Source organism: Methylobrevis albus (assembly GCF_015904235.1).
GTDB lineage: Bacteria > Pseudomonadota > Alphaproteobacteria > Rhizobiales > Pleomorphomonadaceae > Methylobrevis_A > Methylobrevis_A albus.
The window spans coordinates 147,556-165,615 of sequence record NZ_JADZLT010000051.1 but is presented as its reverse complement, the minus strand read 5'-3'; the positions used below and the strand labels follow the sequence as shown (position 1 = coordinate 165,615).

Below are 18,060 nucleotides of genomic sequence, written 5' to 3'. Positions count from 1 at the left end.
AGGTTTTCACTCGATAAATAACGAAGAGCCGAAACCGCGGGCGCAGGGCGCGCACCGAACCGGTCCGGCCGTGGCAGACTGGCCGGTATCGCCCGCGCCAGCGGTCCACCAGGGAGGAAGCACCATGGCACGCCATCTGAAGACGGCGCGTTCGCAAGCCGAGCGCGCCGACGCCGACGCAAAAGTCCGCGCCACCGTGGAAGGCCTGCTCGCCGACGTCGAGAGCGGCGGCGACGCCGCCGTGCGGCGCGCCTCGGAGCGCTTCGACAACTGGTCGCCGGAAAGCTTCCGGCTGTCGCCGGCCGAGATCGAGGCGGCGCTGTCCAAGGTCTCGAAGTCCGACCTCGACGACATCCGCTTCGCCCAGGCGCAGGTGCGCAACTTCGCGGAAAAGCAGCGCGCCTGCATCACCGACCTCGAGGTGGAGACGCTGCCCGGCGTGGTGCTCGGCCACAAGAACGTGCCGATCGAGCGCGTCGGCTGCTACGTGCCCGGCGGCAAATACCCGATGGTCGCCTCGGCGCACATGAGCGTCGTCACCGCCAAGGTCGCGGGTGTGAAGAGCGTCGTCGCCGCCGCTCCGCCCTACCAGAACGGTCCGCATCCGGCGATCGTCGCGGCGATGCATCTTGCCGGCGCCGACGAGATCCTGGTGCTCGGCGGCGTGCAGGCGATCGCGGCGATGGCGATCGGCACCGAGACGGTCGCCCCGGTCGACATGCTGGTCGGCCCCGGCAACGCCTTCGTCGCGGAAGCCAAGCGTCAGCTCTACGGCCGCGTCGGCATCGACCTGTTCGCCGGCCCGACCGAAACGCTGGTGATCGCCGACGAGACCGTCGACGCGGAGATCTGCGCCACCGACCTGCTCGGCCAGGCCGAGCACGGCCCGACCTCGCCGGCGATCCTGCTGACGAACTCCGAGAAGCTCGCCCGCGCGACGATGGCCGAGATCGAGCGGCTGCTGACGATCCTGCCCACCGCCGAGATCGCCGCCGCCGCCTGGCGCGATTTCGGCGAGGTCATCGTCTGCGACAGCATCGACGAGATGGTCGCCGAAGCCGACCGCCTCGCCTCCGAGCATGTCCAGGTGATGACCGCCGATCCGGACTATTTCCTCGCCAACATGCGCAACTACGGCGCGCTGTTCCTCGGACCGCGCACCAACGTCGCCTTCGGCGACAAGGTGATCGGCACCAACCACACGCTGCCGACCAAGAAGGCGGCGCGCTACACCGGCGGGCTCTGGGTCGGCAAGTTCCTGAAGACCTGCACCTACCAGCGCATCACCAGCGATGCGGCGAGTGCCGAGATCGGCAGCTACTGCTCGCGGCTCTGCGTGCTCGAGGGCTTCCTCGGCCATGCCGAGCAGGCGAACGTGCGCGTGCGGCGCTACGGCGGCCAGAACGTCGACTATGCGACCCCGGCGGCCCGGATCGGCTGACGTTCGCCAGTTCCGGGCGGCACCCGGCAATCAACAAGACACAAAAGGAAACGTCGACATGATGCGCGCAGCAATCCTCGGCCTCGGGTGGTGGGGCAAGACGATCGTCCAGCGGATGGCGGCCTCCGACAAGCTCCGGGTGGTGACGGCGGTGGAACTCCGCGTCGAACCGCACGCCGAGTTCGCCGCGGCGAACGGGCTGAAGCTCACGACGAGCTACGACGAGGTGCTGGCCGATCCCGAGATCGACGCGATCATCCTGACGACGCCGAACACGCTACACCGGCCGCAGGTGGAAGCCGCGGCACGGGCCGGCAAGCACGTCTTCTGCGAGAAGCCGCTGGCGCTCACCCTCGCCGACGCCGAGGCGATGGTGGCGGCCTGCGCCGACGCCGGGGTCACCCTCGGCCTCGGCCACGAGCGGCGCTTCGAGCTCGCGATGGTCGAGCTCCGCCGCATGGTGGCGGCCGGCGAGCTCGGCACGATCATGCACGCCGAGGCCGCCTTCAGCCACGACAAGCTGATCAACGTGCCGCCCACCGACTGGCGCCGCTCGAAGAAGGAATCGCCCGCTGCCGGCATGACCGCGATGGGTATCCACCTCACCGACGCCTTCGTGAACCTGTTCGGCCCCGCCGTCAGCGTCTATGCGGCGACGGCGCACCGGGTGCTCGAAGGCGAGAACGGCGACGTGGTATCGGTGATCTGCCGCCACGCCTCGGGGCCGCTGACCTATCTCAACGCGACGCTCTATACGCCGCTCTACCTGCGCTTTGCCGTGTTCGGCACCGACGCCTGGGCCGAGTTCCGCAACGAGAGCCATCCGGACACCGTCGGCTCGGCGACGCTCACCGTGATGCGCACCGGGCAGCAGCCGGTGACGACGGAATACGACTGGACCGACACGGTGCGCGCCAACCTCGACCTCTTTGCCGACGCGGCGGCGGGCCGGGGCACCTATCCGTTCACCGACGCCGAGAAGCTCGGCAACATCGCCATCCTCGAGGCGATCGTCAAATCGGCGGAAAGCGGCGAGGCCGTGACGCTCGGCTGACGGCCACCTGTTCTTCGGGCGCGCCTCAGGGGGCGCGCTCGAAGAGCTGCACCACGTTGCCGGCGGGATCGCGCAGGCTGAGCACCCGGCCGTGCGGGCCCATGTCGCGCAGCGACAGCACGTCGGCGCCGGCGGCCTCCAGTTTCAGGAGCTGTGCGTCGAGGCCCTCGACTTCGAACACCGGCACCGCGCCGCCGCCGACCGCGGCCGCGCCGAGCACGTGCTCGCCCGGGGCGCCGATCGCGAAACTCGCGCCGCCGACGCGGTACTGCACCCAGCGCTCGCCGTCGGCGAACGCCGGTTCGAGGCCGATCAGGTCCTCGTAGAAGGCGCGGCTCGCCGCCGTTTCGGCCGCGACCACCCAGCAGGTCTGCAGGCGCTTCACCATCGGCTCAGTACGCCGTCCAGCCGGCATCGGCGACGATGCAGGTACCGTTGATGTAGTGCGCGGCCTCCGAGGCGAGGAACACCGCCACCGGTGCCATGTCGGCGCCCGTCGCCTGCGGCGGCCGGGTGGCGAGGCCCTTCTGGCGCAGCGCCATGCCGGCGTCCGAAATGTTCATGTCGAGGGAGATGTTGGTCTTCACCGAGCCCGGCGCGATGCCGTTGCAGCGGATGCCGCGGTCGCCGTATTCGGCCGCGACGGCGCGGGTGAGGCCGAGGATGCCGTGCTTGGTCGCGGTATAGGCAAAGCCCGCCCGCCCCCCGAGGAAGCTCGCGATCGAGCAGGTGTTGACGAAGATGCCGCTGCCGCGTTCCAGCATCGCCGGCAGGGCGGCGCGGGTGACGAGGAACGGCCCGGTCAGGTTGACGTCGAGCACCTTCTGCCACAGCGCGTCGTCGGTCTCGGTGACGGGGGCCATGCGGTCGAGGATGCCGGCGTTGTTGCAGATCACCTCGACCGGCCCGAAGGCGGCGGCGCAGGCCTCCAGCATGCCGACGATCGGTCCCTCGACGGCGACGTTGGCGACGTGGGTCTTCAGCGCGTCGGGCGCCGCGATCGCGTCCGCGGTCTCGGCGAGACGCTCGGCGCTGAGGTCGACGGCGAAGACGCGCGCGCCGGCGGCGACGAAGGCCTCCGTCATGGCGCGGCCGATGCCGGAGCCGGCCCCGGTGATGATGGTGACGCGGCCGTCGAGATCGGGCATGGCGGGCTCCTGACGCGGGTTTCCGGACAGTGGTCGGCGAAGGCTCAGGCGACGGCGAAGGCGCCGGCGCGGTAGACGAGCCCGTGCGCGCCGGGGTCGGCGTCGGCAACGGGTTCACGGGTCCGCGTCGCGACGACGGCGCCGATGAAGATCGTGTGGGTACCCCACTCGATGGTCTCGACGACGCGGCAGTCGAACACCGCCAGCGCATCGCCGAGCGCCGGGGCGCCAGTTTCGAGGCTGTCCCAGTCGCCGACGTCGAAGCGGCTGGCGCCGCGGGCGCCGTCGCGACCGGCGAAGCGGTCGGCGAGGACACGGTGCTCGGCGGCGACGACGTTGACGCAGAAGGCGCCGCCGGCGGCGATCGCCGCATGGCCTTCGGTCGCGCGGTTGATGCAGGCAAGCAGCGTCGGCGGCTCGACCGAGACCGAGCAGACGGCGGTGGCGGTGAGGCCGCGGCGGCCGTCGCCGTCACCGGCGGTGACGATGGTGACGCCGGCGGCGAGTTCGCGCATCGCCGCGCGGAAGGCGGGGATGTCGACGGTCTGCCCGACGTCGAGCGGAGAGGATGCCATGGCGGAAACCTGATCGAGAGTCGGCAACACGGGGGCCGCGGTGGGCCGCGGCGCGGGGCGGAGGACGGCGGTCATGCGTCGTGTCCGAGGTAGGCGCTGCGCACGCGCGGATGGCTGAGCAGCTCCTCGCCGCTGCCCGAGAGCGTCACTTCGCCGGTTTCGAGCACGAAGGCCTGGTCGGCGATCTCGAGCGCCCGGTAGGCGTTCTGCTCGACGAGCAGCACGGTGACGCCCTGCGCGTTGATTGCCTGCACGGCTTCCAGCACGAGGTCGACGATCTGCGGCGCGAGGCCCATGGTCGGCTCGTCGAGCAGCAGCACCGAGGGGTCGGCCATCATCGCCCGGCCCATCGCCACCATCTGCTGCTCGCCGCCCGACAGCGTGCCGGCGAGCTGGCGATAGCGCTCCTTCAGGCGCGGGAACAGCACGAGGATGCGCTCGATGTCCTGGCGCACCTTGGCGCGGTCCTGGCGCACGAAGGCGCCGATCTCGAGGTTTTCCGCCACCGTCATGCGGCCGAAGAGCCGCCGGCCCTCCGGCACCTGCGCAATGCCGGCGCGGACGCGCTCGTGCGGCGGCAGCGCGCCGATGTCCTGGCCGTCCATGTCGATACGGCCGGCGCGCACGTCGCGCAGGCCGGAGATCGCGTTGAGCACGGTGGTCTTGCCGGCGCCGTTGGCGCCGACGACGGCGGTGATCTTGCCGGCGGCGGCGGTGAAGCTCGCCGAGCGGACGGCGGAGATCGCGCCATAGGCGACGGTGAGGTCGCGGACGTCGAGGGTTCTCATGCGCGCACCGCCTTCATTCCGGTTTTCGCGCCGGCGCCGGCGTCGCTGGCGTCCTCGGCGGCGGCTTCCGCCGGCGTGTCGCGGCGGGTGCCGAGATAGGCGGCGATGACGCTGTCGTCGGCCTGGATCTCGGCCGGGGTGCCTTCGGCGAGCACCGCGCCGCGGTCGATGACGGTGATGCGGTCGGCGATCGCCATCACGACGCGCATGTGATGCTCGATCAGCACCACGGTGATGCCGAGTTCGGCGCGGATGCGGCGGATGAGTTCGACGAGCCCGGCGCCCTCGGCCGGGTTCATGCCGGCCGCCGGCTCATCCAGCAGCAGGAGCTTCGGCCCGGCGACGACGGCGCGGGCGATTTCCAGCCGGCGCTGGTCGCCATAGGCGAGGTGGCGGGCGAGCGTGCCGGCGTGGTGGGCGACGCCGGCGAATTCGAGGATCGCCATCGCCTTCTCGCGCGCGGCGGCTTCCTCGCGGCGGAACCGCGGCGTCGCGAATACCGCCTGCCAGCCCGGCACCGACAGCGTGCGATGCGCGCCGACGAGGACGTTTTCGAGGCCCGTCATGCCGGGGAACAGGCGGACGTTCTGGTAGGTGCGGGCGACGCCGTGGCGGGCGACGACGTGGGCCGGCAGGCCGTCGATGCGCTCGCCGTCCAGACGGATGGTGCCGCTGGTCGGCTGCACGAAGGACGAGATGCAGTTGAACACCGAGGTCTTGCCGGCGCCGTTCGGGCCGATCACGGCGTGGACGCTGCCGGGGGCGACGGTGAGGTCGACGTCGCGGATGGCGGCGACGCCGCCGAAGCGCTTGGAGAGGCCGCGCACCTCGAGCAGGGGCGCGGCGGCGGACGACGGGGGCGGAAGGCTGGTCTCAGGCATCGGCCATCTCCCGCTTGGTGGATTCGGCGGGCCAGAGGCCCTCGGGCCGGATGTGCATCATCGCGACCAAGGCGACGCCGTAGAAGAGGTAGCGGAACTCGCCGAACTCGCGCAGCAGCTCCGGCAGGCCGATCAGCACCATCGCGCCGACGAGCACGCCCGGCAGGCTGCCGAGGCCGCCGATGACGAGGATCGCCAGCACGTTGATCGAGACGAGCAGCTGGAACGAGTGCGGGAACACCGAGCCGACCAGCACCGCGAACACCGCGCCGGCGGCGCCCGCGAAGGCCGCGCCGACCGAATAGGCGACGAGCTTCGAGGCGACCGGGTCGATGCCGAGCGCCTGCGCGACGTCCTCGTCCTCGCGGATCGCCAGCCACGCCCGGCCGATGCGGGCATGCTGCAGCCGCCAGGAGATGAAGGCGACGGCGCCGGCGAGGATCAGCGCGAGATAATAGAGTTCGGCCGGGGTGTTGAGCGAGATTCCCGCGAGTACCGGCCGGTCGATCTCGATGATGCCCTGCGAGCCGCCGAGAACGGGGGCGAGCGCGTCGGACAGCACCAGCACCCGGACGATCTCGCCGAGGCCGAGCGTCGCCATGGCGAGGTAGTCGCCGCGCACGCGCAGCACCGGCAGGCCGAAGACGAGGCCGGACACCGCCGCGAGCACGATCGCCACCGGCAGCGCCACCCAGAACGACACGTCGGCGATGGCGAGCGGGCCGTTCGAGCAGAGCAGCGCCACCGTGTAGGCGCCCACCGCAAAGAAGGCGACGAAGCCGAGGTCGACGAGGCCGGCGAGGCCGAGCTCGATGTTGAGGCCCATGCCCATCAGCATGTAGAGCGCGACCAGCATCGCCACCTGGGCGACGAAGTCGGAGGTGATCAGCGGCAGCACCAGCACGGTGGCGACGAGCAGCACGATGCTGAGCTTCGAGCGGCCGCCGGTGCGGGCCGCCGACGGCTTGCCGGCCGCCGCGCGGAGGATCGTCCAGGCGACGACGGCGGCGAACAGCAGGATCGCCGGCCAGAGCCGGATCCCGGCCGAGCCGTAGATCATGCGGTCGACGCCGCCGGGCAGGTTCGAGGCGATGCTGAAGAAGACGTCGCGGAAAAGGCCCGCGAAGATCACCACGAAGACGCCGCGGATGATGGCGCGGCGCAGCCGCTCGGGCACCAGGGTGGCGAGCGCCCCGCCGATCGCCCCGAGGCCGAAGCCGGCGGCGAGCAGCAGGAATATCTGGCCGGACGAGCCCGCCGTGGTGCCGAAGGTGAGCGCGCGGACGAGGGCCGGCGAGGCGGCGACGAGGATGGTGCGGATGCCGAGGTTGGTGGTGGCGAGCACCATCAGCGCGAGGCAGGCGCCGACGGCGAGGCCGGCGCCGCCGGCGAGCAGCACGGCGCGGCGCGGCGTGCGGCCCTGGCGGTTCGCCGTCGCCGCGGACGTGTAGCCGGCGACGAGGGCGATGGCGGCGAGCGCCACCGCGGCGAAGCTCGCGACGCCTTCGACGACGTCGCGCTTGTCGAGGGCGACATAGGCGCCGATTAGGCAGAACAGCACCGCGGCGACACCGGCGATCAGGCCGATGCGCAGCGCCTCGGCGCCGGCTTCGCGTTCGCGCCGGACGACGCGGAAGGAGGAGGTGACGACGTTGAACGACATGGCGTCACGCCCTCTTGGCCGCGAGCCGCTCGCCGAGCAGGCCCTGGGGACGGAAGATCAGGATCAGCACCAGCATGCCGTAGCCGATGACGTCTTTCAGCTGATAGGGCGCCGGCAGGCCGTAGCCCTCGAGCAGCAGGGCGGGTCCGAGCGCTTCGGCGAGGCCGAGCACGAGGCCGCCGAGCATGGCGCCGCCGAGGTTGCCGATGCCGCCGAGGATGGCCGCGGCGAAGCCCTTGATGCCGAGGAAGAAGCCCATGAACACGGTGATCTGCTTGAAGACCAGCGCGTAGAGCACGCCGGCGACGCCCGCCATCGCCCCGCCGATGGCGAAGGTGAAGACGATGGTGCGCGAGACGTCGATGCCGACGAGGGCGGCGGCGTCACGGTCTTCCGAGACCGCCCGCATCGCCTTGCCGAGCGGCGTCAGCCGCACGATGGCGAGGAGGCCGGCGAGCACGACCAGGGCGGCGCCGAAGGCGACGATCTGCGGGATCGGGATCGTCAGCCCGGCGACCTGCACCGTGCCCTCCATCCAGCCGAAGCCCGGATAGGCGCGGTTGCGGGTGCCGAACAGGCCGCGGGCGCCATATTGCAGCACGAAGGAGAGGCCGATGGCGCAGATCAGCGGCGCAAGCGAGCGCACATGCAGGAAGGGCCGATAGGCGACGCGCTCGATCGCGACCGAGACCGCCGCACCGACGGCCATGCCGGCGGCGAGCACCAGCGGCAGCGCGATCAGCGGGGCGTCGTTGGTGAGGCCGGCGCCGGACAGGCTGCTCGCGGCGAAGAGACCGGCGAAGGAGCCGACCATCATGACGTCGCCGTGGGCGAAGTTGATCATCCTGAGGATGCCGTAGACCATGGTGTAGCCGAGCGCGATGAGCGCGTAGACGCTGCCGATGGTCAGGCCGAACATGGCGAAGGAGGCGAAGTTGGCGGCGGAGTAGGTGCCGGCGGCAATGCCGCCGGCGAGACCCCAGAGCACCAGAACCGCGACGACGACGCGGATGGCGAGCATCAGATGGTCGACCCAGATCGACCGCCGCCACCAGTCCGCCGTCCGGTTCCGAACCGCCGCCGAGATGGCGGCGGCGGTCACGGGTAGACCCGCTTCGGGTTTTCGCCCGGTGCGAAGGTGGAGGCGTCGTCGCTGACGAATTCCCAGATCGCGTAGGTGGCGGCGCTGCAGTCGCCGAACTCGTCGCAGGCGAGCGTGCCGGTGAGCGCCGGCAGGTCCTTGGTCGCCATCATCGCGTCGTAGAGCGCCTTGCGGCCGATGTAGAGGTTGCCCTCGTCGTCGGTCTTGCCGGCGGTCTCGATCGCCTTCAGCGTCAGGAGCATGCTGTCGTAGCCGTAGGCGCTGAAGCCGCCGACCGGGGCCTCGCCGAACTCCGACTTGAACGCCTCGACGAAGACCGGGAAGCGGTCGGAGAAGAGGTCGGTCGACGGGCCGACGATGCGCAGGCCGACGACGTTCGGGCCGGCCGCCTCAATGACGTTGGCGCTGAACACGCCCTCGCCGCCGATCACCTGGGTGCCCGCGAGATCGGTGATCTCGGTCTTCTGGCGCAGCAGGAAGCCGACCGTCGAGGTGAACACCGGGGTGAAGATCAGTTCCGGCTTCTTGGTCGAGATGCGGGTCAGCACCGGGCGCAGATCGGTGTCGGTCGGCGAGACCGCCTCGCTGGAGACGATGGTGCCGCCGAGTTCGGTGAAGTCCTTCTCGAAGGCGCGGACGAGCTGCTCGGTGTAGGGGCTGCCGTCGTGGATGGTGGCGGCCGTCTTCACGCCGAGGTTCTCGAAGGCGTAGGTGGCGGTGAAGTCGGCGCCGAGCAGGTCGTTCGGGACGACGCGCAGGAAGCCCTTGAAGCCGTCCGGGCGGTCGGCGGCGGTGAGCGCCGGCGCGGTGGCGCCGAAGGCGACGCTCGGCATGCCGGCGTTCCACAGGATCGGCGCACCGGCGCGGGCGCCGGACGAGCAGGTCGGTCCGATCACCGCGACGACCTGCGGGTTGCCGGCGATCTTGGTGGCGGCGGTCTGGCCGCCCTCGGCGGTGCACTGGGCGTCCTCGCCGAGGAGCTGCACCTCGAAGCCGAGTACGGTGCCCTCGTTGTCGAGGATGGCGAGTTCGGCGCCGCGCAACTCGTCGATGCCCTGGTTGGTGTCGCCGCCCGACTGGGACGAGTAGCCACCGATCAGGATCGGGTCGCCCTTGGTGATCTTGACGACGCCGATCTCGTCGGTGACCGGGCCGAGCGTCTCGGCGGCGAAGGCGCAGGTCGCGAGCAGCGACGCGGCGAGGGCAGCGGTACAGGCAAGCGTTCTGGTCATGGTCTTACCCCTCTGCGTGGTGATGTGCGGCCGTTCGCGCGGCCGCATCGTTACCGGTTGCGGAAAATCGTCCTCCGCGCGGCGGGCCGCCCCCGGCCCGCCGCGCGGTGTCGTTCACTCGGCGGCGATCGGAGCGGCGCGGCGGCCGATCTCCGACAGCGGGCCGACGGCCTTCTCGACCAGCGGCAGCACCTCGGCGCCGAAGCGCTCCAGCGAGCGGCGGGCGCGGGCGACGGGCATGTCGCCGAACTGGAAGAAGCAGTTGTAGTGCACCGGGTTGTGCGCCCGGATCTCCTCGACGAGACGCTCGGCGACGTGATGGGCGTCGCCGATCAGCAGGTTGTCGCGGAAGGTCTCGAGCGGCGGCTCGTCCGGGAACGGGGCCGCCTGGACGAACGAGCCGTCGAGGGTGAGCACGTTGGAGCGCAGCCCGTAGACCATGCGGCCGACGTAGCGGGCGCGTTCGGCCGCCTCCATCGCCTCGTCGGCGCTGTCGGTGATGTGGACGTACTGCTGCAGCGCCACCGGCATGGTCGCGCCGTCGAGGCCGGCCTTCTCCCAGGCGTCGCGGACCTGGCCGGCGATGCCGACGAGGGCCTTCGAGCCGCGCCAGCCGGCGGTGATGAACGGCATGCCGCCCCACTTCGCGATCGCCTTCAGGATCGGGGGATGCGGCGAGGTGCAGTAGATCGGCGGCAGCGGCCGCTGCACGGGGCGCACGGTGAACACCGCCTCGGGGATCTGGATGTACTGGCCGTCGAAGGCGGCGCGGCCCTCGGTCAGCGCCTGTTCGACGATCGACCAGTATTCGAGGAATATCTCGGTCTTCTTGGCAACGTCGGCGCCGTAGCGCTCGAACTCGTAGGCCTGGTAGCCGGTGCCGACGCCGAGCACGGCGCGGCCGCCGGAGATCTGGTCGAGGAGGGCGATCTCCTGCGCGACGCGCATCGGGTGATAGAGCGGCAGCACGACGACGCCGGCGCCGAGACGGATGCGGCTGGTGAGGCCGGCCATGTGGGCGGCCATCATCAGCGGCGACACGCTCACCGAGTAGTTGGTGAAATGATGCTCCGCGAACCACGCGATCTCGAAGCCGATGTCCTCGGCGAGCCGCACCATCGTGCGCGTGTCTTCGATGACACCGCCGACGCCGCCGGGATTGTCGCGAAGGCCCATGAGGTTGAAGAGACCGAAATGCATGACGGATACTTTTCGTTTTGGTGGTTGAACCCCCTGCCCCGCGCCGTCCGGCGCAGGACCGGACGCACTCAGGCGATGAAGTAGCCGCCGCTGATCGCCACCGTCTCACCGACCATGTAACGGTTCTTGTCGGAGAGAAGGAAGACGATGACGTCGGCGACGTCGTCCGGCTCGGCGGCGCGGCCGAGCGCGGTCTGGGCCGCGAGTTCCGGCAGGAAGCCGGCGGCCTTCGCCTTTTCGGTGGCGATGCCGGCCGGGGCGACGCCGTTGATCAGGATGTTGTCGGGGGCGCAAGCGAGCGCCATGCTCTTCGTCAGGCTGACCACGGCCGCCTTCATCGCGGCGTAGTGGGCGTTCTTCGGATGCGCCTTCAGCGCGTCGATCGAGGCGACGTTGACGATCCGCCCGCCGCCGGCCGCCTGCATGTGCTTGATGACGGCGATGGAGACATCGTAGAGACCGCGCACGTTGACCGAGAAGCTGAAGTCCCAGTCGGCGTCGGAGATGTCGAGGATGGGTTTGCGCGGATAGACGCCGGCGCAGTTGCAGAGGCCGTCGATGCGGCCGGCCTTCGCCACCGCCGCGTCGACCAGCGCCGCGGCGCTCTCGCGAGTGGTGATGTCGCCGATGACGGAGAAGGCCGCGCCGCCGGCGGCCTCGATCTCGGCCACCACGGCCGACGCCGCGGCAGCGTCGAGCTCGACGATCGCGACCGACGCCCCGGCGGTCGCCAGTGCCAGCGCTACGGCCCGGCCGAGCCCGCTGCCGCCGCCCGTGACGATGACCATCTTGCCTTGCATCGGAATGCCCCTCGCTCGGTCCCGCCCCGCGCCGGGATTGCGCCGCCGGTCGTCGCCGTCCGGGTCTCCCGGGAGGAGCCGGCGGCGGGTCCGTGCTTTTCGTTAAGCAGTGTCACCGACCGGGATCGGAGCCGGCAAACGATGAATTCTGATATCCCGATAAGCGCAGACGCTGCCGGGGCGCGGCGGAAGGTGGGCTAAGGGCCGCATTAGCAGCACTAATTTGCGGTCCCGCGCGATCGGCGCCTATGCTTTGGGAAGGTGAAGCAATTTGAACGCGAGAGGGCCAGGCGCCCTCTCGGCCGCGGAGCAGGACGTGATGGCGAAGCTGGGGCTTTTCAACCTGATGGGCCTCTACGACCGCAACACGTCGCCGGCGTCCGTGTTGAAGACCACGATCGACGCGGTGAAGATGGCCGAGGATTTCGGCTTCGACGTCGCCTGGTTCGCCGAGCACCACTTCACCAATCACTCGATCTGCCCGTCGTCGCTGCTGATGGTGACGCATTGCGCCGCCGAGACGCGCAATATCCGCCTCGGCCCGGCCGTGCTGGCGCTGCCGCTGTACGATCCGCTGCGCCTCGTGCAGGAGGCGGCCTTCGCCGACCTGCTGACCCGCGGCCGCCTCGCGCTCGGGCTCGGCTGTGGATACCAGCCGCACGAGTTCGACCGCTTCGGCGTCGATCCCGGCGAGCGCCACGCCCGGATGATGGAAGCCTGGACCATCCTCGAGCAGGGGCTGACCTCCGGCGTCGTGGAGTTTTCCGGCGCGCACTACCGCGTGCCGCGCACCGAGCTCTCGATGCGCCCGTTCGGCCTCGCGATGCCCGATACCTTCGTCGCCTCGAGCCATCCCGCGCTGATCGCGCGGATGGCGCGCGGCGGCCATACGCCGTTCATGAGCTTCGGCCACCGCGGCCTTGCCGCCGCGACCGCGACGCGCGACGAGATCGGCCAGCACTGGCAGGCGGCGGGCGGCGATCCGGCGACGATGCCGCTCGCGGTGCAGCGCTACATCTACGTCACCGACGACGCCGAGGACGCCCGCCATGCCGCGCAGTGCGTGCGCGACCTCGCCCGCGCCGCGGTCTCCTTCTCGACCGTGCAGCCGAGCCGCGACGGGCCGTTCCTCCGGCTGATGCCGCTCAACGACGAGCCGCCGCTCGACGATTTCCTCGAGAACGCGGTGATCGGCCCGGCCGACTACTGCGCCGAGAAGCTCGCCGAGGAACTCGGCGCGCTGCAGCCGACGCATCTTTCCTGCTTCATGGGTTTTGCCGGCATCGGCCGGCGCGAGACGCTCGCCTCGATGGAGCGCTTCGGCTGCGACGTGATCCCCCAGCTCGAGGGGCTGGTGGACCTGCGCAACGTCGACCTCAAGGATGCGGCGTGAGGGGCGGGACATGACAGCCGTGGAGAACAGGGAAGCGGCATGAGGAACGCGGCATGAAATCCGGCGACGTGACGCGCCTCGGCAGCGAGGAGCACGATGCGGCGCCGGCGCCCGCCGGCTCCGACGGCAGCGGCGGGCGCCGGAGCATGCGGCTGCCGCCGGTCAACCTGTTCCGCGTGTTCGACGCCGCCGCCCGCCACGGCAACTTCACCGCCGCCGCCGAGGAACTCTGCGTCACCCAGTCGGCCGTCAGCCAGCAGATCCGCCAGCTCGAGGACCTGCTCGATGTGCGCCTGTTCCGCCGCATGCCGCGGCGGATGGAACTCACCCGCGAGGGCACCGCGCTCGCCAGCGCCGTCGGCGAGGCGATGTCGCTGCTTGCCCGCGCCTGCGACCGCATCGCCGACCCGAAGGCGCCCACCGTGCTCTGCGTCAACGCCCCGCCGGCGATCGCCTCGCGGTGGCTGGTGCCGCGGCTGAAGCGCTTCATGCAGCTCAATCCGCAGATCAAGATCACCCTGCTCGCCTCGAACGATCCGGTCGACTTCGACCGCCAGGACATCGACGTCGCGATCCGCTGGGGCCACGGCAACTGGCCGAACGCCCGGGTGGAAAAGCTCGGGCGCGACCGGCTGTTCGCGGTGTGCAGCCCGTCGCTGCTGCGCGAGGACCCGGTGATCGTCAGCCCGCGCGATCTCGCCAAGCACACGCTGCTGCAGGTGGTGAATTCCAGCCTCTGGGCGGCCTGGTTCGCCGCCGCCGGCATCGCCGGGGTCAGCTTCGACGAGACGCTCTACTTCAACGATTCCGGGCTGATGCTCGACGCCGCGGTGCAGGGCCAGGGTGTCGCGCTCGCCAGCCAGCTCCTCGTCGAGAACGACCTGCGCACCGGGCGTCTGGTGCGGCCGTTCGACGTCGACATCGAGACCGGCGAAGGGTTTCACCTCCTCACCAGCCACGACTTCTCCGAAAAGCCCGCCGTCGCCGAGTTCCGCCGCTGGATCCGCGGCGAGGGCGACGCGAGCGACTGAGCCGGCGCCCGGCCTGTCGCATTTCCCCGTCTCCGGACCCCTTTACCCCATCCCTCGCCTCAAGAGGAGGACTGACTGATGCTGCGCCTTGGATTCGTCGGCACCGGAACGCTTGCCGCCGCCGTGATCGGCGGCCTCGAGGAGACGCACGCCGGCCGCGTCGCGATCCTCGTCTCGCCGCGCTCGGAGGCGATCTCCACGGCGCTCGCCGCCGCCCATGCCGACGTCACCCGGGCGGCGTCGAGCGCCGCGGTGGTCGAGGGAAGCGACGTCGTCTTCCTCGGCATGCGGCCGAACCAACTCGGCGAGGCGACCGCCGGGCTGCCGTTCCGCGAGGACCAGACCGTGGTGAGCTTCCTCGCCGGCGTGCCGCTCGACGTGGTGCGCGCGGCGGTGGCGCCCGCGGCCGCCGTCGTTCGCGTCAACCCGCTGCCGCCGATCCGCTTCCGCAAGGGGCCGGTGGTGCAATATCCGGCAAACCCGGTGGTCGAGGACCTGTTTTCCGGCCTCGGCGACCTCGTGGTGGCGACGCGCGAGGCGGACCTGCACGCGATCGGCATCGCCAGCGCGCTGATGTCGTCGCACTACGAGATGCAGAACCGCGTCGTCGCCTGGCTCCTGAAGCGCGGCATGGCCGAGGACGCCGCCACGGCTTACGTCCGCTCGATGTACGACGGCCTCGCCGAGGTGACGCTGCAGGCGCTCGCCGCCGGTGAGACGGTCGATCCCGCCCACCACGAGACCCGCGGCGGCCTCAACGAACACGGCCGCGCCCGCTTCCGCGAGACCGGCTGGTTCGACGCGGTCGAGGCGACGCTGGAGTCGATCGCCGCGCATGCGGAGCGGCTGCGCAAGCCCGAGAAGGTGGACTGAGTTTGGTGGTTGCGGAGAGGCTGGCCCCCTCATCCGCCCTTCGGGCACCTTCTCCCGCAAGGGGAGAAGGGGAAGGAGCCGCAGGCGCAGGGGAACGTAACTAATTCAAGGTCTTGCAGATAGTCCCTTCTCCCCTTGCGGGAGAAGGTGGCCGAAGGCCGGATGAGGGGGTGCGGCGCTGCCGCAACCTACCCCCCCTCACAGCTTTCGCAGCATCACCGTGTCGATGCCGTGGGTGCCGCTCTTTCCGAGGATGAGGTCCGCGCGGGGCCGCGTCGGGAGGATGTTGTCGGTGAGGTTGACGAGGTTGATGCGCTCCCAGAGGCCGGTCGCGACCTTGGTCGCCTCCTCCTCGGAGATCTCGGCGTAGCGCGCGAAATAGGACCGCGGGTCGCGGAAGGCGGTCTGGCGCAGGCGCATGAAGCGGTCGATGTACCAGCTGCGGAGATCGGCCTCCGGCGCGTCGATGTAGATCGAGAAATCGAAGAAATCCGACACGAAGGGCACCGCCTTGCCGTCCTTCGGCAGCCGGCTGGTCTGCAGCACGTTGAGACCCTCGAGGATCAGGATGTCGGGGCGGTCGACGACGACCTCCTCGCCCGGCACCACGTCGTAGACGAGGTGCGAATAGACCGGCGCGCGCACCTGCGGCTCGCCGCCCTTGATCGCCGAGAGGAAGGCGAGCAGCGACGGCAGGTCGTAGCTCTCCGGAAAGCCCTTGCGCTCCATCAGCCCTTCGGCCTTCAGCACGGCGTTCGGCAGCAGGAAGCCGTCGGTGGTGACGAGGTCGACCTGCGGGCTGGACGGCCAGCGCGCCAGCAGGGTTTTGAGGATGCGCGCCGTGGTCGACTTGCCGACGGCGACCGAGCCGGCGATGCCGATGACGAAGGGCATCTTGCGCTCGGTCTGGCCGAGAAAGCGCTGGGTGGCGTTGTGCAGCCCCTGCGTCGCCTCGACGTAGAGCGACAGCAGCCGCGACAGCGGCAGGTAGACCATCGCCACCTCGTCGATCGACAGCGGGTCGCCGAGGCTGCGCAGCCGGCCGAGGTCGGAGACGTCGAGGGTCATCGGCATGCCCTGCCGCAGGTCCGCCCATTCGGCCTTGGTGTAGGTCCGGTAAGGCGAGATCCGGGGATCGGCGAGCGGCGGGTTCAACTGGTCCATCGCGTCCGTTCCCTTCGGCGGGCGGGCGTTCTGGCGGCGGGCGGGGCGAGGTGTCGTCATGCCGGCCGTCGAAGGTCCTTGGTGCGGGGTGGCGGGTGGCGGCGTCAGACGGGCTTGCGCGCCGCCTTTTCCTCGAGCCCGGTCCGCACCGTGCGGCTTTCGAGTTCGGCGAGCACGTCGGCGAGCGGGACGCCGGTGACCATCAGCACCACGAGGAGGTGGTAGAGCAGGTCGGCCGCTTCCTTGGTGATCTCGGTGCGGTCGCCGGAGAGCGCGGCGATCACCGTCTCCACCGCTTCCTCGCCGAGCTTCTGGGTGCACTTCGGCAGGCCCCTGCCGACGAGCTTGGCCGTATAGGACGCGGGATCGCCCCCGGCCGCTCGCTCGGCGATCATGCGCTCGAGGTCTTCCAGAGAGAAATTGTTCATTCGTCGCAAGTCCTGCGGGCGTTCGCGACGACTCCTAGACCCAAAGCCGTTAAAATGAAATCCGGGTCCGCCCGCCGATTGCCGCAGTGCGCACGTGGCGACGTGCTGCACTGCAATGTGCGGACAATTTGGCCCGTCTCGCCGTGGCGTGTCAGGCCGCGCCGAGCTCGCCGGCCTCGTCGAGGCGGACCGGGATACCCGCCGCGGCCATGTGGGCTTTCGCTTCAGGGATCGAGAAGGTGCCGAAGTGGAAGATCGAGGCGGCGAGCACCGCCGTCGCATGGCCGTCGCGCACGCCCTCGACGAGATGGTCGAGCGTGCCGACGCCGCCGCTGGCGATCACCGGCACGTGCACCGCGTCGGCGATGGTGCGGGTCAGCGCGATGTCGAAGCCCGACTTGGTGCCGTCGCGGTCCATCGAGGTGACGAGCAACTCGCCGGCGCCGAGGCGGACGACGTCGCGGGCGAAATCGACGGCGTCGATGCCGGTCGCCTTGCGGCCGCCGTGGGTGAAGATCTCCCAGCGCGGCGCCTCGCCCGCGCCCGAGACGCGCTTGGCGTCGATCGAGACGACGATGCACTGGTCGCCGAACTTGTCGGCGGCGCGGCCGACGAAGCTGCGGTCGTTCACCGCGGCCGAGTTGATCGACACCTTGTCGGCACCGGCGAGCAGCAGGGTGCGGATGTCCTCCACCGTGCGCACGCCGCCGCCCACCGTCACCGGCATGAAGCACAGCGCCGCGGTGCGCTCGACGACGTCGATCAGGGTGCCGCGCGCCTCGTGGCTCGCCGTGATGTCGAGAAAGCAGAGCTCGTCCGCCCCGGCGGCGTCATAGGCCCCGGCGGCCTCGACCGGGTCGCCGGCATCGCGCAGGTCGACGAAGTTGACCCCCTTCACCACGCGGCCGTCCTTGACGTCGAGGCAGGGAATGACGCGGGCTTTCAGCATGGGGGCTCGCAAGGGTTCCGGCGGATGGCCGGCGGGGGGAAGTTTCTCCGGCTTTCCTAGCGCCCGCGGCGGGACGCGTCCAGCGGGGCGCGGGATCGACGCCGCGGGGTTCGAGGACAAGCCTCTTGCAATCGGGGTCCGGCGCTGAGATATGAGGGTCGGGAGGTTGGCGGTGGACGTGCCACTCGCCAACCGGGTCAGGTCCGGAAGGAAGCAGCCCCAACGAGCCCTGGCTCGGGTCACAGGTCAGCCTCCCACCCTTCCGCCAGCGCCGGCTTCAGGCCCGCGGCCATGAGGCCGGGGGCTCCGCTTTCGTGGCGGTGCCGGCGGAGATCGAC

At 70.6% G+C, this 18,060-nt stretch carries 18 protein-coding genes and 1 other RNA gene; 6 read left to right on the top strand and 13 right to left on the bottom strand.

Annotated features, from left to right (window positions below; genetic code table 11):
- Nucleotides 1-124: 124 nt before the first annotated feature.
- Both hisD and I5731_RS13230 read left to right on the top strand, forming a co-directional pair.
- Nucleotides 125-1,441 (top strand): histidinol dehydrogenase, encoded by a 1,317-nt coding sequence (hisD, locus tag I5731_RS13235; RefSeq protein ID WP_197311877.1) that lies wholly within the window; start codon nucleotides 125-127, stop codon nucleotides 1,439-1,441.
- Between the two features lie 58 nt (nucleotides 1,442-1,499).
- The gene (locus tag I5731_RS13230; RefSeq protein WP_197311876.1) at nucleotides 1,500-2,495 is read left to right on the top strand and encodes a Gfo/Idh/MocA family protein; all 996 of its coding nucleotides are present in this window, start codon (nucleotides 1,500-1,502) and stop codon (nucleotides 2,493-2,495) included.
- Between the two features lie 25 nt (nucleotides 2,496-2,520).
- Here I5731_RS13230 and I5731_RS13225 read toward each other — a convergent pair whose 3' ends face one another.
- The 10 genes from I5731_RS13225 to I5731_RS13180 form a co-directional block, all read right to left on the bottom strand.
- Entirely contained in the window at nucleotides 2,521-2,883 is a 363-nt protein-coding gene (locus tag I5731_RS13225) for a VOC family protein (protein ID WP_197311875.1), read from the bottom strand.
- A gap of 4 nt (nucleotides 2,884-2,887) precedes the next feature.
- Nucleotides 2,888-3,643: an SDR family NAD(P)-dependent oxidoreductase gene (locus I5731_RS13220; RefSeq protein ID WP_197311874.1), complete on the bottom strand. Its 756-nt coding sequence runs from the start codon at nucleotides 3,641-3,643 to the stop codon at nucleotides 2,888-2,890.
- A 44-nt stretch (nucleotides 3,644-3,687) separates the two neighbouring features.
- Nucleotides 3,688-4,218, bottom strand: coding sequence for a flavin reductase family protein (locus tag I5731_RS13215; RefSeq protein WP_197311873.1), 531 nt, complete (start codon nucleotides 4,216-4,218; stop codon nucleotides 3,688-3,690).
- Between the two features lie 71 nt (nucleotides 4,219-4,289).
- On the bottom strand, nucleotides 4,290-5,006 hold the full coding sequence (locus I5731_RS13210; RefSeq protein WP_197311872.1) for an ABC transporter ATP-binding protein: 717 nt from the start codon (nucleotides 5,004-5,006) through the stop codon (nucleotides 4,290-4,292).
- Nucleotides 5,003-5,887 (bottom strand): ABC transporter ATP-binding protein, encoded by an 885-nt coding sequence (locus I5731_RS13205; RefSeq protein ID WP_197311871.1) that lies wholly within the window; start codon nucleotides 5,885-5,887, stop codon nucleotides 5,003-5,005. The genes I5731_RS13210 and I5731_RS13205 overlap by 4 nt, the downstream gene beginning before the upstream one ends.
- Nucleotides 5,880-7,550 carry a branched-chain amino acid ABC transporter permease gene (locus I5731_RS13200; RefSeq protein ID WP_197311870.1) on the bottom strand — a complete coding sequence of 557 codons (1,671 nt, stop codon included), beginning with the start codon at nucleotides 7,548-7,550 and terminating at the stop codon, nucleotides 5,880-5,882. The genes I5731_RS13205 and I5731_RS13200 overlap by 8 nt, the downstream gene beginning before the upstream one ends.
- Nucleotides 7,551-7,554: 4 nt before the next feature.
- Nucleotides 7,555-8,652 carry a branched-chain amino acid ABC transporter permease gene (locus I5731_RS13195; protein ID WP_197311869.1) on the bottom strand — a complete coding sequence of 366 codons (1,098 nt, stop codon included), beginning with the start codon at nucleotides 8,650-8,652 and terminating at the stop codon, nucleotides 7,555-7,557.
- Nucleotides 8,649-9,884, bottom strand: a complete 1,236-nt coding sequence (locus I5731_RS13190; RefSeq protein WP_197311868.1) for a branched-chain amino acid ABC transporter substrate-binding protein — start codon at nucleotides 9,882-9,884, stop codon at nucleotides 8,649-8,651. The genes I5731_RS13195 and I5731_RS13190 overlap by 4 nt, the downstream gene beginning before the upstream one ends.
- A gap of 114 nt (nucleotides 9,885-9,998) precedes the next feature.
- Nucleotides 9,999-11,084, bottom strand: coding sequence for an LLM class flavin-dependent oxidoreductase (locus I5731_RS13185; protein ID WP_197311867.1), 1,086 nt, complete (start codon nucleotides 11,082-11,084; stop codon nucleotides 9,999-10,001).
- Nucleotides 11,085-11,152: 68 nt separating this feature from the next.
- Nucleotides 11,153-11,884 (bottom strand): SDR family NAD(P)-dependent oxidoreductase, encoded by a 732-nt coding sequence (locus tag I5731_RS13180; protein ID WP_197311866.1) that lies wholly within the window; start codon nucleotides 11,882-11,884, stop codon nucleotides 11,153-11,155.
- Nucleotides 11,885-12,203: 319 nt separating this feature from the next.
- Here I5731_RS13180 and I5731_RS13175 point away from each other — a divergent pair, with 319 nt between their 5' ends.
- From I5731_RS13175 to I5731_RS13165, 3 genes are all read left to right on the top strand, one after another.
- The gene (locus I5731_RS13175) at nucleotides 12,204-13,277 is read left to right on the top strand and encodes an LLM class flavin-dependent oxidoreductase (RefSeq protein ID WP_197311958.1); all 1,074 of its coding nucleotides are present in this window, start codon (nucleotides 12,204-12,206) and stop codon (nucleotides 13,275-13,277) included.
- 53 nt (nucleotides 13,278-13,330) lie between these two features.
- Complete coding sequence (gene gcvA, locus I5731_RS13170) at nucleotides 13,331-14,308, top strand: transcriptional regulator GcvA (RefSeq protein WP_197311865.1); 978 nt, start codon at nucleotides 13,331-13,333, stop codon at nucleotides 14,306-14,308.
- Nucleotides 14,309-14,386: 78 nt separating this feature from the next.
- Nucleotides 14,387-15,181 (top strand): NAD(P)-binding domain-containing protein, encoded by a 795-nt coding sequence (locus I5731_RS13165; protein ID WP_197311864.1) that lies wholly within the window; start codon nucleotides 14,387-14,389, stop codon nucleotides 15,179-15,181.
- 198 nt (nucleotides 15,182-15,379) lie between these two features.
- On the opposite strand, the gene coaA is transcribed toward I5731_RS13165, so the two are convergent.
- The 3 genes from coaA to hisF all read right to left on the bottom strand — a co-directional run bounded on the left by coaA (nucleotide 15,380) and on the right by hisF (nucleotide 17,722).
- On the bottom strand, nucleotides 15,380-16,345 hold the full coding sequence (gene coaA, locus I5731_RS13160) for a type I pantothenate kinase (RefSeq protein ID WP_197311863.1): 966 nt from the start codon (nucleotides 16,343-16,345) through the stop codon (nucleotides 15,380-15,382).
- A 104-nt stretch (nucleotides 16,346-16,449) separates the two neighbouring features.
- The gene (locus I5731_RS13155) at nucleotides 16,450-16,773 is read right to left on the bottom strand and encodes a phosphoribosyl-ATP diphosphatase (protein WP_197311862.1); all 324 of its coding nucleotides are present in this window, start codon (nucleotides 16,771-16,773) and stop codon (nucleotides 16,450-16,452) included.
- Between the two features lie 151 nt (nucleotides 16,774-16,924).
- The gene (gene hisF, locus I5731_RS13150; protein ID WP_197311861.1) at nucleotides 16,925-17,722 is read right to left on the bottom strand and encodes an imidazole glycerol phosphate synthase subunit HisF; all 798 of its coding nucleotides are present in this window, start codon (nucleotides 17,720-17,722) and stop codon (nucleotides 16,925-16,927) included.
- Between the two features lie 160 nt (nucleotides 17,723-17,882).
- Here hisF and ffs point away from each other — a divergent pair.
- Nucleotides 17,883-17,981: signal recognition particle sRNA small type (ffs, locus tag I5731_RS13145), an RNA gene on the top strand.
- Nucleotides 17,982-18,060: the final 79 nt, after the last annotated feature.